This window comes from Hymenobacter ginkgonis, from assembly GCF_009755225.1.
In the GTDB taxonomy this organism is placed as follows: Bacteria; Bacteroidota; Bacteroidia; order Cytophagales; family Hymenobacteraceae; genus Hymenobacter; species Hymenobacter ginkgonis.
Map to the genome: position 1 here is coordinate 379071 of NZ_WQKZ01000001.1, position 13822 is coordinate 392892.

Annotated in this window: 10 protein-coding genes; 1 reads left to right on the forward strand and 9 read right to left on the reverse strand. The window is 60.9% G+C overall.

The window, feature by feature from the left end; all coding sequences use genetic code 11:
* Positions 1-137 precede the first annotated feature (137 nt).
* The 6 genes from GO988_RS01515 to GO988_RS01540 all read right to left on the reverse strand — a co-directional run bounded on the left by GO988_RS01515 (position 138) and on the right by GO988_RS01540 (position 10537).
* Positions 138-2228: a M13 family metallopeptidase gene (locus GO988_RS01515; RefSeq protein ID WP_157561767.1), complete on the reverse strand. Its 2091-nt coding sequence runs from the start codon at positions 2226-2228 to the stop codon at positions 138-140.
* Positions 2229-2281: 53 nt separating this feature from the next.
* A complete protein-coding gene (locus tag GO988_RS01520; RefSeq protein ID WP_157561768.1) occupies positions 2282-3973 on the reverse strand; it encodes a M28 family peptidase in 1692 nt (563 codons plus the stop codon).
* A gap of 458 nt (positions 3974-4431) precedes the next feature.
* Positions 4432-4926, reverse strand: a complete 495-nt coding sequence (locus GO988_RS01525; RefSeq protein ID WP_157561769.1) for a nuclear transport factor 2 family protein — start codon at positions 4924-4926, stop codon at positions 4432-4434.
* A gap of 81 nt (positions 4927-5007) precedes the next feature.
* On the reverse strand, positions 5008-5865 hold the full coding sequence (locus GO988_RS01530) for a hypothetical protein (protein WP_157561770.1): 858 nt from the start codon (positions 5863-5865) through the stop codon (positions 5008-5010).
* Between the two features lie 98 nt (positions 5866-5963).
* Complete coding sequence (locus tag GO988_RS01535) at positions 5964-8459, reverse strand: outer membrane beta-barrel protein (RefSeq protein ID WP_198172461.1); 2496 nt, start codon at positions 8457-8459, stop codon at positions 5964-5966.
* 614 nt (positions 8460-9073) lie between these two features.
* On the reverse strand, positions 9074-10537 hold the full coding sequence (locus tag GO988_RS01540; protein ID WP_157561772.1) for an SDR family oxidoreductase: 1464 nt from the start codon (positions 10535-10537) through the stop codon (positions 9074-9076).
* A gap of 131 nt (positions 10538-10668) precedes the next feature.
* On the opposite strand from GO988_RS01540, the gene GO988_RS01545 reads away from it, so the two are divergent.
* Entirely contained in the window at positions 10669-11535 is an 867-nt protein-coding gene (locus GO988_RS01545) for a DUF2911 domain-containing protein (RefSeq protein ID WP_157561773.1), read from the forward strand.
* Between the two features lie 149 nt (positions 11536-11684).
* Here the strand turns inward: GO988_RS01545 and GO988_RS01550 are convergent, their stop codons facing one another.
* The 3 genes from GO988_RS01550 to GO988_RS01560 form a co-directional block, all read right to left on the reverse strand.
* On the reverse strand, positions 11685-12458 hold the full coding sequence (locus tag GO988_RS01550) for a slipin family protein (RefSeq protein WP_157561774.1): 774 nt from the start codon (positions 12456-12458) through the stop codon (positions 11685-11687).
* A gap of 147 nt (positions 12459-12605) precedes the next feature.
* Positions 12606-13031: a DUF1810 domain-containing protein gene (locus GO988_RS01555; RefSeq protein WP_157561775.1), complete on the reverse strand. Its 426-nt coding sequence runs from the start codon at positions 13029-13031 to the stop codon at positions 12606-12608.
* Positions 13032-13312: 281 nt separating this feature from the next.
* Complete coding sequence (locus tag GO988_RS01560; protein WP_157561776.1) at positions 13313-13813, reverse strand: hypothetical protein; 501 nt, start codon at positions 13811-13813, stop codon at positions 13313-13315.
* Between the last annotated feature and the right edge of the window lie 9 nt (positions 13814-13822).

A 13822-nucleotide genomic window follows, 5' to 3' on the forward strand; every position in this document is an offset into this window, starting at 1 on the left:
GAACGTCCTGCTGAGCTTGCCGAAGTATCTCTACCGCTTCCTCCGAAGAGGCGGTAGAGATGCTTCGGCAAGCTCAGCAGGACGTTCTTTTGACTAATAGCCAGAGGTTGAAGCAGCTAGTTACTAGGCTCAGCGGCCTACCAAATGCGCGAGCGGTCGGCCGCGCTGCGCACCATCTTGCTGCCGTCTTTGCAGCCGAAGGCTTGGTAAAACTCGGGCATGTTCATGAGCGGGCCCATTACGCGGTACTGGGAGGGCGAGTGCGGGTCGGTCTGGATTTGCTGGCGCAGCGCCTCGGGGCGCTGGTTGCGGCGCCAGCTTTGAGCAAAGCTTAGGAAGAAGCGCTGGTCGGGCGTGAAGCCGTCAATGGCCTTATTTTCCTTCGCCTGCGGCGTTTTTTGGAAGGCTTGATAAGCAATGGTGAGGCCACCGAGGTCGGCCAGATTTTCGCCCATCGTGAGCTTGCCATTGACGTGTACCGAGTCGAGGGGCGAGAAGGCGTCGTACTGCTTGCCCACCATGGCGGCCTTGGCATTGAACTTCTCGTTGTCTTCCTTGGTCCACCAATCTTTCAAATTACCCTGGGCGTCAAACTTGCGGCCCTGGTCGTCGAAGCCGTGCGTCATCTCGTGGCCAATCACGGCCCCAATGGCCCCGTAGTTCACGGCATCATCGGCTGTGGGGTCAAAATAGGGCGGTTGCAGAATGCCGGCCGGAAACACAATCTCGTTGTAGAGCGGGTTGTAGTACGCATTCACCGTGGGTGGCGTCATGCTCCATACCGAGCGGTCAATCGGCTTGCCGTAGTGTTTGAGGTTGTCTTGTTCGCCAAATTCGCGCGCTGCAAACAGGTTGTTGAGGTAGCTTTCGCGGCTTATTTTAAGCGCCGAGTAGTCTTTCCACTTATCCGGGTAGCCAATTTTCACCACAAAGGCATTGAGCTTTTTCAAGGCCTGCGCCTTGGTATCGGGGCTCATCCAGTCGGTAGCCATAATGCGCTCGGAATAGGCTAAGCGCAGGTTTTCGACCAGCTGCTTGGCCCGCGCCTTGGCAGCCGGCGAAAAGGCTTCATCCACGTAGAGCTGGCCAAAGGCTTCGCCAAGCGCTTGGTCAGTAGCAGTTTGGCTACGCCGCCAGCGGGTTTGCTGCTGTTTGGCGCCGGTCAGGGTTTGCGAAAAACGGAAGGTTTCGTCGCCAAACGCCTGGGGTAGGGCCGGTATGGCCGTCGTGACCAAGTGCCAGCGCAGGTACGTTTTCTGGTCGGCCAGCGGCTCGGCCCCTAGCATGGTATTTACTTCCTTTAAAAACTCGGGCTGACCCACAATGACCTCCTGGGCGGCCCCCAGGCCAGCCTGTTGCAGCGCCAGCGGCAAGTTCAGGTTGGGGTAGTCCTGATTGGCTTGCGCCACAGTCATCTTGTTGTAGTTCTTTCCAAGGTCGCGCAGGGCTACCCGGTCGCGGCTGGCTTGCGCCAGCCGGGTTTCGAGGCGCTGTACGGTGGCCGCATTTTGCGCGGCCGTAGCCGGGTTGTCGCCCAGTAGCTTGAACGTATTGACTAGGTAGGTTTGGTAAGCGGCCCGAATAGCTTTGGAACGCCCATCCTCCTTGAGGTAATAATCGCGGTCGGGCAGCGTCAGGCCGGCCTGGCCGCCGTACACGGCATACACGTCACTCTGCTTCGGGTCTGGTAGTACCCCAAAGCCAAACCACGGATTTCCTAAGTGCGCTTTGGGGTCGGCTAGCAGGCGCTGCATGCCGGCCAGGTCCTGCACGGCGGCAATTTTAGCCAAGTAGGGCTGCAGGTACTTGAGGCCCGCGGCCTCGATGGCTGCTGTGTCCATGGCCGAACCGTAGAAGTCGCCCACTTTCTGCATGTTGGAGCCCGGCTGGGCCGAGCGATTAGCCGCAGCTTTGTCCAAAATGCGGTGCAGGATAGTGCGGTTGCGCTGGGCCAATTCGGCGCCAGTGCCCCAAGACGTTTCGGCGGCGGGAATGGGGTTGTTCTTCATCCAGCCGCCGTTGGCGTACTGGTAAAAGTTGTCGCAGGGCTGCACCGACGTATCGAGGTTGGCCCGCGAAAGCACGCTACTCCCGGTGGGGGCGGTTACCACCGTTTTTTGCTTGCCGGCGCTGCTTTTGGTTTTGACTTTGGTTTGGGCCCAAGCCGGGTTGGCGGCGGCCAGCCCGAGCAGGATGGCCGCGCATTGCGTAGCGGAAAAAGACTTCATGAGAGAAAAGGGGGGTAGGGTGAAGGAGGTAAAGCGGGGAAGTAAGCGGCCGCCTACGGCGCGGCGCTGAGGGCCGGCCGGGCGTCGCGGTTGGCTAGCGCCCAGGCGGTGTGAAACACGAGTTGGTCGCGCCGGGCCATGGCCGGAAAGTCGATTTTCTCCACGTCGTCGGTGGCCTTATGGTAGTCGGCGTGCAGGCCGCTGGTGTAAAAAATCACCGGCACCTGGTGCTTGGCGAAGTTGTAGTGGTCGGAGCGGGTATAGAGGTGCTCCGGGTCATTGGGGGCGTTGTATTTGTAGTCGAGGGCCAGGGGATTGTACTGCTGGTTGGTGGCCTCGCTGAGCGTGTGCAACTCGGCCGAAAGGCGGTCGTCGCCTATCAGGTAGAGGTAGGGCCCCTGGCCCTGATGCACGCTATCGACGCGGCCAATCATGTCAATGTTGAGGTTGGTGATGGTGCTGGCCAGCGGAAAAACCGGGTGGTCGGTGTAGTACCGCGAGCCCAGTAAGCCCACTTCCTCGCCCACATTGGCCAAGAATAAAAGACTGCGGCGCGGGCCGTGGCCGTCTTTTTTGGCTTGCGCAAAGGCCCGCGCCAGGGCCAGCACGCTCACCGTGCCCGAGCCATCGTCGTCGGCGCCGTTGTATACCACGCCGTGCTGAATGCCTACGTGGTCGTAGTGCGCCGACACCACCAGCACCTCGTCCTTTTTATCGGTGCCTTCGAGGTAGCCGAGCACGTTTTCGGTGGTGAAAGCTGCGGTTTTTTCCACGGCGGGTAGCGTCATAATCGCTGGCTTGAAGGGCGAGGCCACCGGCCGGCCGGCTTTCGCCACGGCCTGCCGGTACTGGGCCAGGCCGGCGGGGGTAGTGCCGAGCAAAGCGGCGCCCATCTCGGGCGAAACGATGAATAAGTTGGTGCCCTGGCCCGCCGGGGCCGGGTCGCCGGGCAGCGCCATCCGCTCGCGGCGCTCAAATAGGCCTTCATACGCCTGCGGAGCTTGGGCAAAAGCCGCCGCACTGGGCGCGATGCGAAACGTGGCCCGGGGCGTCAGGGTGCGCAGCGCTGGCGAGCGGGCCGCCATTTCGGCGAAGCCCGCGGCACTGTAGGCGCTGGGCTGGCCGCCGGTGCCGAGCAAGGGCCGGCCAGTTTTGCCCAGCGGCTCGCCAAGCAGTAGCACCAGGTCTTTGCCCTTAAGGCTGGGGTCGGCGGTGGCAAAATCGGCGTAGGCATCGGTGTGAATGCCGTAGCCCACAAACGCGGGCTGCACCACGGTGGGCATTGTGGCCGGGTTTGGTAAAAACAAGTAAAAATCCTTGTTCACCACGAACGTGCGGCTCCCAATCTGCACCGAAAAGGCGGGGTCTAGCCCCACCCGGTTGATGGTGAAGTGCTGGAAGTAAGGGTTGTCGGAGCCGGCGACCGGGCCGGCCACCCCAGCCGCGGCAAAGGCCTTGGCGAGGTAGTCGGCGGCCATTTGCTGGCCTTTTTGGCCGGTGGCGCGGCCCTCGTAGGCGTCGGAGGCCAGCACCGAAAGGTCAGCCTGGAGCCCCTCGGGCGTGATGCTGGCGGCGTAGGGCACCGACCAATCGGCGGCGGCCGGCCGTGGGCGAGCGGCACCGGCGTGGCGGCCCGCCTTGGCTTTAATTTTTACCTGGCCCGCGCCGAGGGGGGTAGGCGCCTGGGCCCCGGCAGGCCCGGCAGCCCACGCCAGCGCGGCGGCCAGGTACAGAAGTTTGCGCATATAAACGAGAGGAGAATTGCTTGCAGGCAGCCAAGATAGCCCCCATGCTACCAGCCGCTGGGCCCGTCCGGGCTTAGTGGGGGTAGGGCGCCAGGCATCACTACTCAAATAACTACTTGAGTATTGCTAAGCAAGAAGTTATCGCAATTCGGCAAAAAGATAAAAAGGGGCTTGGCTGCATTAAGCTCAACGCGAATGCCGGCCCGGTCGAACGTAAACACACCCGGCCCCACAGAGTCGAGCGGCAAAGCCGCCGGGCTAGTAGCTAGCGTTTAAAAGCAGCGACAACCCAGTAACCCATTGGCCAACGGCCCCGCGCCGCCTCAGTGCTAAGAAACCCCTAAAAACGCAACACCCCGCCGCCACCCGCTGCCCTATAAATTTTCGCGCCAGGCAGCGAGCAGCAGCTAGATGCTGCGTTTTATGTTTTGAGGCCCTACCTCCGCTCCCGAGCCGCACTAATGCAGGCTGATGACCCGGGCAATGCGCCATTCGTTGTGGCGGTGCTGCCACAGAATGACAAACTTGCCAGCCCTGGGCGGGGTGGTTTCCTGCTCCGTATGGTTGTGAAATTTGTGTAAGCCCATTTCTACCGCCCCATACCCGTGGATGGGGTACACTTCGATGCTGCCCCTGACAAGCTCGCGGGTTACTTTGCCGCAAACATTACGCTTGGTAGATTCGATAATATCCTGCTTGGAAGTCATCACCCCGCCTTTGTCGTGGTAAAACTCTACGCTGTCGGCGTAAAAGGCCCCGTACGTAGCCAGGTTGACTGCGCACGTATTATAAGCGGCAAAAAAAGTGCTGTCTAGCCGAGTGATGGTGGCGTACAGAGCAGGGTCATCGGGCCGATAGGCGTTCGGCTGAACAGCGCTTTTAGCCGAGGAGCACGCAGAGAAACAACCAGCTAACGCCGCGCCACAGGCTAGAGCGAGGAATGCTATTTTCATAGAAGAACAGCGCTTGGTGCGTAGTAAAGTAGCTCGGCGGCAGGGCCAGGGTAGGGCCCCACCGCCGAGCTACCCGGCGAGTTACTTGCTAGCCAACGAGGTGGCCGGGGCCGGCATGTGGTCGCGGTCGAGCACCACCAGTACGCGCTGGCCAGCCTGGGCCAGGTCCGTCAGCTTGCGGTAGGTGTAGCGCTCGCGGAACTCGCCCACCGCGGTGCGCACGTCCTGCAAAAACTGGTTGTCGGCACTGGGCGCGGGCGCGGCGGGGCTAAACCACGCGGTGGGCGCCTGCCACCACTTGCTGCCGGCGGGGCAATATTTCTGGTAAGCCACTTCAAACTCGGCTAGGTTATGGATGGCTTGCTCGGTGCCGGGTGCGAAGTGCCGGCTGTTGGCAATGAACTGGCGCATGGCTTTCACCATCAAGGTCTTATTGGCGCCGGTGCGGGTGCGAAACTGCTGAGAAATGTGCAGCAGGTAGTACACTTTGAGCCGTTCGGGGTCGAGCTTGGTTTGCAGGTAGGCATACTCGGCCAGGGGGTCGTCGAGGCGCGCTACGGGCACTTGGTGCTGCCCAGCCAGGTAGCGGGCGTAGCCAGCCTGGCCCACGCGGCTGATAGTGGCGGCCTCGGTGCTATCGACACCGCAGTCAGGGTTTTCAAAAAAGACGACCGTAGGCTGGCTGCTTTCGAAAACCTGCCGCAACTGCGCAAACTGCGCGTGCTGGGCATCGTGCGAGCACACCGTGCCGAAGTACGTGATGCTGCCGCCCCCGGCCAGGCTGCGGGTGTAGCGCACGGGGCTGGCCGTGGCCGAGGGGGTAGGGAAGGTGCCGCTACCCCCTTGCTGGCGGGAAGCGGTAGTCAGAGAAGACTGGGCAAATGCCCCGGCAGCGGGAAGCAAAAGTGCGGCCGCAACCAGCAAAGAGGAAGCTTTCATGGCGTAAACAGAAAAGAAGTAAAAGAGGGAAAAAGAAGCTGTTTGAAACTCGGGGCCGGCCGGGCGCCGGCCCCATTTACCGGGTAGGGTCAGTTGCCCTACCCCCCAAAGCCGCCGCCACCGCTGGGGGCACTTTCAATCTTTTTGCCGGGCTTGCTGGCCCCGATGTACCAGGTGAAGCCCAGCCAGCCCACGCGCGTTTCGTACTTGTTGTAGAGCGAGGTTTGCAGCTCAGGTGTGTTGATTTCGGTGCGGCGCACCTGGGTGTTGAGCAGGTCCGAGACGCGCAGCGTAAGGGCGGCACGCTCGCTGAAGAGGCGCTGGCGCACGGCCAGGTCGAGGCCGCCGGTGGGCAGCTGGCGGCCCTGGGCCGTGAGCACCGTCGAGCGGATGCTGCCGGTAAGCTGCACGTCGAGGCCTTTGTAGGGGGTGAAGTTGTTGGCCAGGCGGGCAGTGCCGGCCAGGGCCGTGCGGTTGGCGGCGTTGGCCGCGTTGGTGGCTACCTGGCTGCGGTAGATGGAGCCGCTGGCCGACACGCGCCACCAGGCGGTGAGGGGCTGGGCCCAGGTCATTTCGAGGCCCAGGTTGGTGGTGCTGCCGTAGTTGAGGTAGGTTTCGCGGGTTACTACCCCCACGTTATTGTCGCGGGTGGCCGTGCTGTCGATGCTGCGCACCCGCTGGATAGCATCCTGAGTGAAGCGGGCAAATACGGTGGTCGTGATGTTGGCCCCATTGGCCAGGTTAAGCTGGTGGCCCAGTTCCAGGTTGTGGCTGAACTCGGGCAGCAGGCCGGGGTTGCCCTGGCGGTAGTTGCGCGGGTCTTGGTAGAGCTGAATGGGCAGCTGCTGCATGAAGTCGGGCCGGTTCAGGCGGCGGGCGTAGCTGAATTGCAGGCGGCTTTGGCCGGGCTCCTTGCCTAGTTCGCGGGCCACCGTGGCCGACGGAAATAGGCTGATGTAGTTCTTGTTAACGGTGGCGTTGCGGTCTTGCACGCCGCCGTTCAGGAAGGTAGCCTCGCTGCGCAGGCCGCCCTGGGCGCTCCAGCCGTGGGCTAGCGTGCGCTGGTAGGTGGCGTAGGCGGCGGGCATCACCTGCGTGAAGTTGTAGTCGAACGAGTTGGTGGCGTCGCGCTCAAAGGCACCGTTGGGGTCGAGGCTAGTAGGCTTCAGCATGGCCGTGCTGCCGGTGTTGTGCAGGGCCTGCATCTTCACGCCGGTTTCGAGCTTGCTCTTGCCATCGGCGCTGGGTAGGGTGTAGTCTACCTGGCCAAAATAAATCTGGGCATTCACCTGCTGCTGCTGCTTAAAGCCGGCGGGCGCGGTGCCGCCCGTCAGCAGCTGGCTTACCGGAATGGTGGCGTCGATGTGCACCATGCCGGCGTTGGCTGTCAGCTCGCGGCCCTTGTGGGCTTCCCAGGTGCGGCGGTAGTCGCCCGAGGTTTCGAGCACCATTACCTTCACATCGGTTATTTCCTGGCCGTATTGCGTCGCCACAGTGGGCGAGCCTACCGTTTGCTGGGTCAGCACCTGGTTGTCGAGCGACGACTGGTGCTCCCAGTGCGGCTGCACGCTTAGGCTCAGCGTCTGCTCCTTCGGCAGCTCGTAGTTCAGGCCCAGGTTGAGGCTGTGGTTGCGGTTGTGCTGGCTGCCCTGGCCTTCCTGGGTCGTAAAGAGGCTGTTGCCGGTGCCATCGCTTAGCAGCGCCGTTTGGTTGTTGCGGCTGCGGGTGTGGTAAATCTGGTCGTTGCCATCGTAGCCCAAGTTCCAGGTGGCTTTGCCGTGGTGGCGGCTCAGGCTCAGGCTGGGGGCGTACTTGTCGCGGGTGCCCACCACCAGGGCCGCCTGGCCATTCCAGCCCTCTTTCTTGTTCTTCTTCGTGATGATGTTGATGACGCCTGCCCCGCTGGCGTCGTACTTGGCCGAGGGGTTCGTCATCACCTCTACCTGCGCAATTTGCGAAGCCGGAATCTGGTCGAGGCGCGGGCCAGGGCCGCCGTTGCTGGTGCCAGCCGGCTTGCCATCAATCAAAATCGTGAGGTTAGAGGAGCCGCGCAGGCTCACCGTGCCGCTGGCGTCTACGGCCACGGCGGGCACATTTTCGAGCACGTTCACGGCGGTGCCACCCACGCTGCTCAGGTCTTTCTCCACGTTAATCACCGTTTTGCCCAGCTCTTGCTGCACCACGGCTTTCTCGCCCGTCACCTTCACCTCGGCTAGGCGCTGGCTGGCGGCGCTCAGCTTAAGCAAGCCCAAGGCCACGCTCGTTTGGCCAGGTGCTACCCGCACCGCCTGGGCCAGGCTTTGGTAGCCCATGGCCAGCACCCGCAGCCGGTAGGCGCCGGCCGGTACTTTGGCTAGCTCAAAGGTGCCTTCCAGCGTGGTTTGGGCGCTGGCTACTAGGCTAGTATCGCCGGCTTCGGCGTGGCGCAGCAGCACCGTGGCAAAGGGCAGCGGCTCGGCCTTGGCGCCGCCATCCACGGCCTTGCCCGTGAGGGTAGCTGGGGTAGTTTGGGCCCGCAGCCCCAGCGGCAAAGTTAGCAGCAAGCCGAAGCCCGCAATTGGTAGTAAAGAATTGATTTTCAAAGAGAAGTTCATGGCGCAAGAACTTGAGAAAGCGTTTGGTAAAGGCATGGCGATTCCGTTCCCAGCCGGCCGCGGTTCCGGGGGGTAGGGGGTCGGTGCCAATGAAAAAAGCACGAGGAAAAGAGGGGAGTAGCCGGCCCGTCAGGGGCGGGAGGGCTAGCGAGAGCCAGCAGCGTGGTCGGGCCCGTAAGGGCTAAGCTGTTGGCATGGGGCCACCGCCCGGTTGGCGGCTGGTAGGCTTTCCGAGACCCACAACCGGGCGGCGCCAGGTTATAGGTGTTGAGGTGGTACTAGGCTTTTGATAGAACAAACTTACAACAGGTACTTTGTTTCACATAGTACTGTTTCAAAGAATTTTTTGAAAAGCTTATTTGCAGCCTGTAGAAGCAGTTTTTAAACCTAACTTTTTTTATGAGTAGCGGAACTTCTACTTATTTCTTCCCTTCACAACCCATTACCAGGCGCGCAGTGCAGACGTTACAGCGCACCAAAAAATAAAGTGACGGGCCGAAAGCGCTCAGAATTACTTTCCAAGTGCTCCCAACCCGTCCCTTCAGATGTGGTAGTCGTGCCAACGGTTGCCTGGCACCTTGTAAATAACTGCGCGCTACCGGGGCGATGCGCTACTAGCTGCCATAGCGCAGCAAATTTTTCACCATGCCCTTGAAGATGATGCCGTGAAACGGCAACACCGAGTACCAGTACAGCCGCCCCAGCAGGCCCTGGGGGCGGTAGGCGGCCAACTGCTCGAGGGCGTGGGTGCCATCGGGGTTGTCCACGATGCGGAATTGCAGCCAAGCCTCGCCGGGCAGCTTCATCTCGGCATAAAGCAGCAGGCGCTTGGCGGCGCGGTCGGCTACGAGCACCCGCCAAAAGTCGAGTGGGTCGCCGGCGCGCAGGTGGTTGGGCGAGCGGCGGCCCCGGCGCAAACCCACGCCACCCACCAGCTTGTCCATTAGCCCGCGAATGCGCCAGAGCCAGTCGGTTTTGTACCAGCCGCGGTCGCCGCCAATACGCCAGATATTCTCTAGCACCTCGGCCACGGGCCGGGTGAAGGGCCGCAGTTGGCGGTCAAAAAACATCCCGTTTTTGGGGATTTGGATGGCGTCCATGTAGTTCTGGCGCAGCGTGCCGCTGCTCATGGCGTCGCTCCAACTGCTCACCACCTCGTTCTGCTCGATGCGCTGGAAGGCTAGTGCCAGCGCCTCCTGGTAGCTCATGCAGGCGTGCGGCACTACGCGGTCGATGCTGCGGGCCGGGTCGGCGATGGTGTCATTCTTGAGGCTTTCGACTAGGCTTTGGGCCAGCGAAAACGACGTGCTCGTGACCAGGTACAGCCACCACGACGACAGCCGCGGCGTGAGCACGGGCACCGTCACTATCCAGCGCCGGTAGCCACGTTGGGCGGCCAGCCCGAGCAGCATCTCCTTGTACGTCAAGATGTCGGGCCCGCCGAGGTCGAAGCTCTCGCCCAAGCAAGCTGGGTTGTCGAGCACGGCCGTGAGGTAAAACATCACGTCGCGGATGCCCAGCGGCTGGCAGCGCGAGTTCAACCAGCGCGGCGTCACCATCACGGGCAGCTTCTCCACAATGTCGCGGATAATCTCGAACGACGCCGACCCCGACCCGATAATAATGCTGGCGCGCAGCACCGTGAGCTTCGCTTTTTCGGCCTTGGCCAGCACGCTTTCTACGGCGCTGCGCGAGCGCAGGTGCACGCTCAGGCCCGCATCGTTGGCAATGCCCGAGAGGTAGATAACCTGCCGGGCGGCGGTGCGGTCGAGGTACTCGGCAAAGTTGTGGGCCGACTGCTGCTCTAGCGCAAAAAAATTCTTGCCGCCCCCGCTCATCGAGTGCACCAGGTAGTAGGCGGCGTCAATATCGAGGGGTAGGGCCGCCAGCGAATCGGGCTTGAGCAGGTCGCCCTGCGCTACGCTCACGCGGGGGCGCAGGGCCTCGGGCAGCGTGTCGGGCAGGGCGAAGCGGCGCGCGTCGCGCACCAGGCACACCACGTCGTGGCCCGCCCCGGCCAGCAGGGGTAGCAAGCGCTGGCCTATGTAGCCGGTGGCACCGGTGAGCAAGATTTTCATGGGTGTGCAAGAAAAGGCAGGGTAGGGGCAGCGCTTCGACAAGTGCCTGGGGTAAGAACGTAGGAATGACGTAGTTGTTCGGGCAGCTTGTGGGGTCAGCCTGGCCCCACAAGCGGCGTACTTTTGCAGCCATGACGATTCCCTACCCCCTCGCCCTCGCTGGCCTCGCGCTACTGCTCGCCCCTGCTGCCCAGGCCCAAACCAAGCTCACCATTCCGCAGCCCAGCCCGACGGTGAAAATGCGGGAGGCGTTTTCCACGTCCTTCGTTGAGCTGAATTATTCGCGCCCCTCGCTGAAGGGCCGCGTGGCCTTCGGTGGGCTTGTGCCCTACGGCCAGGTATGGCGCCTCGGGGCCAATACGGTTACTAAAATTCGCTTTGGTGAAGAAGTGAAGCTGGCCGGCCAAACCGTGCCGGCTGGCACCTACGCGCTGCTCGCCATTCCTGGCAAGGCCGACTGGACTTTCATCCTCAACCGCGACACCGCCCAGTGGGGCGCCTACAGCTACCAGCAGAGCCTCGACGTAGTCCGTCTTTCTGCCAAAGCCACCAAGCTGGCCGCTTCACAAGAAACCATGCTGCTGAGCCTCGAAAACGTGCGCCCCGCTGCCGCCGACCTCCTCCTTACCTGGGAGCGCACCCAAGTGGCCCTACCCCTCCTTGCCAACCCCGACCCCCTTGTACTGGCCCAAATTCAGGAAGCAATGAAGGGCGACAAGAAGCCCTACCTCACAGCCGCTCAGTACTACTACAATTCCAATCAGCCCGACCTGACGCCCGCCCTCGGTTGGCTCGATGCGGCCATTCAGGCCAAGCCCAGCTACTCGGCTTACTACTGGAAAGCTAAGCTGCTGCAAAAGCAAGGCAAAAAGCAGGAGGCTGCCACCGCCGCCAACCAGTCGCTGGAACTGGTGAAAACCGACCAAAATGAAGTGGCCAAAGCCGAGTACACGCGCCTCAACCAGCAGCTACTGGCCGAAGTAGGGGGTAGGAAGTAGCCAGAATGACGAGTTGACTACCTAAAAAAGAACGTCATGCTGAGCAAAGCGAAGCATCTCACTCGCGTCATTGGGTCAATAAATCCAACGATGCGAGCGAGATGCTTCGCTTCGCTCAGCATGACGTTCTTTTAATTTCCCTTGGCTACTTATTCTTTCGGCGGCGCGCTCTGGTTGGCTACCATTTGGGTAAAGCTCTTGGCAGCGGCCGAAAAATCGGAGGGTAGCATGATTACCGTCGTCGTGTTATTGTCGATGCCAATTTCGGAGAGCATCTGCATGCGCCGCAGCTCCAGCGAAAACGGACTTTTTTCCATTTCCTGGGCGCCCAGCGTCAGCTTCTGCGAAGCTTCCAGTTCGGCCTCAGCCTTGATAATGCGGGCGCGCTTTTCGCGGATGGCCTCGGCCTCGCGGGCCATTGCCCGCTGCATCGACTCCGGAATTTCGACGTCTTTTATCTCGACCAGTTCAATCTTCACGCCCCAGGTTTCGGTGGCCGTGTCCACTATTTGTTGCAGGGCGTTGTTGATTTGGCCGCGCTCCTTCAGCACTTCATCCAGCTGGTGCTGGCCGATGATATTGCGCAGCGCCGTCACCGAGAGCTGGTACACGGCCTTGTTGAAATCGGCCACCTTAATTACGGCATCGGCCGGGTTCGTGACCCGAAACCATAGCACGGCGTTCACCTTAATAGTTACGCTGTCTTTGGTGATGGTTTCCTGCTGCTCCAGCTCCACCGTTTTGGTGCGCATATCAAGCGTTTGCTGGCGCTCGAGCAGCGGAATGAGCCAGTATAGCCCCGGCCCCCGCGTGCCCGTGAAACGGCCCAGCCGAAACACAATGGCTCGCTGGTACTCTTGCGCAATGCGTAAGCTACTGACCAGTAATAAGAAGACAATAAAAAGAAGCACAAGCAGCGACATGGCCAAGCTAGGTTAAGTGAGTTGGCGAATGAATCGCAACCGGGGCAGTGCCATTACAACTGGGCCTTTGCCCCGGCTGGTAGCGCCGGTACTACCCCCCCAACAGGGATTGTGGCTAGTGCGTGCTAGCAGCGGACATAATACCGCTTATTTGCTAAGTATTTGCAGGGTTTTGCCGTCCGTGGTTCCCGCAAAGAATTTGGTCAACACCGCCTCAAAGACCGGGTTAGCGCCGGGCACTGCCGCAAATAGCGTCATAGAAGATTTGAGCTTCAAATCATCTGGGCTGCCAAAAACGCGGTTGGTATTGCTCTCGGGCAGTCCCAGCAAGGCTTGGCAAATCTCTATCAGCCGACTACCCAACACGGGGTGCGCCAAATAGCTTGCCGCTTCGGCTCTGTCCTTAATGGCGTAGTAACGAGAAGTTTCGCTAAAGCCCAGCCCCTGAATTTGCGGAAAAATGTACCACATCCAGTGGCTACGCTTGCGGCCATTCTTTATTTCAGCCAAGGCCTGCGGGTAGTCCGTGGCTTGCGCATCTACGAATCGTTTTAAGCTGTTTTCGCTGGCCATCTGAGAAAAGTATTTGGGCTGAGCAATTCGGTGTGGTGAGCGGCGGATTAGGTGAGCCAGCTAGTAGGAGCCCTTGGCCTATGGGAGGGGGTAGGCGCACCTACTTGTCTAGGTAAACAGAAAAGGCAGTAGGCGCCCAAGGGCAATAAAAAAGCCAACCGACTATCCCACTATCAGCCGTCACCTACTAGTGACGAAAGTGGCGAAAATCGGTTGGCTTTTTTTATTCTCCGGGTGCCAGTACTGCGTTTTGCGCAGGCCCAGCAAGCGCGACAAACGCGTTAGCGCTTCGCTTTTTTACCCTTTTTCTGGCTCAGCAGCACAATGGTTGCTATGCCCAGTGCCGTGCCGATGCCGGCTTTTAGCAGCTGGCTTTTGCGGTTGAATTTCCAATCGGACTTGCCGCCTTTCTCAGCAAAGAGATTGGGAATGTGGCCGTGCACCAAGTCATCCAAGATGCCTTCGACCACGTTCACGCGGTCGGCCAGTAGCAAGGGCAGCCAGTGGCCATACTCATTCTCGCTGAACTTGAACGCGTAGCGCCGCAGGATGCCGCTGAGGCCGGAAGGCGGCACGGACGTGCCAAAAACGGCCGTGATGTTGGGGCGCTCGTTGGAGTGCAGCACCTCTACCGTAAGTGGCTGCTGCGGAATATCGGGCCGGATGTAGCCGGCGTGCTCGCCGTTGGTGCGGTGCTTGTAGGGGTAGGTAGGGTCGTTTTTGGGGTCGGCGTCGATGCCCCAGCCCTTGATGTGCGCAAAGTCTTTCGCAGTCTTTTCCATGCTAATGCG

Coding starts and splice junctions, on each gene's coding strand:
- GO988_RS01560 (WP_157561776.1), bottom strand. CDS start 13,813: ATGGAAAAGACTGCGAAAGACTTTGCGCACATCAAGGGCTGGGGCATC.
- GO988_RS01545 (WP_157561773.1), top strand. CDS start 10,669: ATGACGATTCCCTACCCCCTCGCCCTCGCTGGCCTCGCGCTACTGCTC.
- GO988_RS01535 (WP_198172461.1), bottom strand. CDS start 8,459: ATGAACTTCTCTTTGAAAATCAATTCTTTACTACCAATTGCGGGCTTC.
- GO988_RS01550 (WP_157561774.1), bottom strand. CDS start 12,458: ATGTCGCTGCTTGTGCTTCTTTTTATTGTCTTCTTATTACTGGTCAGT.
- GO988_RS01520 (WP_157561768.1), bottom strand. CDS start 3,973: ATGCGCAAACTTCTGTACCTGGCCGCCGCGCTGGCGTGGGCTGCCGGG.
- GO988_RS01515 (WP_157561767.1), bottom strand. CDS start 2,228: ATGAAGTCTTTTTCCGCTACGCAATGCGCGGCCATCCTGCTCGGGCTG.
- GO988_RS01525 (WP_157561769.1), bottom strand. CDS start 4,926: ATGAAAATAGCATTCCTCGCTCTAGCCTGTGGCGCGGCGTTAGCTGGT.
- GO988_RS01555 (WP_157561775.1), bottom strand. CDS start 13,031: ATGGCCAGCGAAAACAGCTTAAAACGATTCGTAGATGCGCAAGCCACG.
- GO988_RS01540 (WP_157561772.1), bottom strand. CDS start 10,537: ATGAAAATCTTGCTCACCGGTGCCACCGGCTACATAGGCCAGCGCTTG.
- GO988_RS01530 (WP_157561770.1), bottom strand. CDS start 5,865: ATGAAAGCTTCCTCTTTGCTGGTTGCGGCCGCACTTTTGCTTCCCGCT.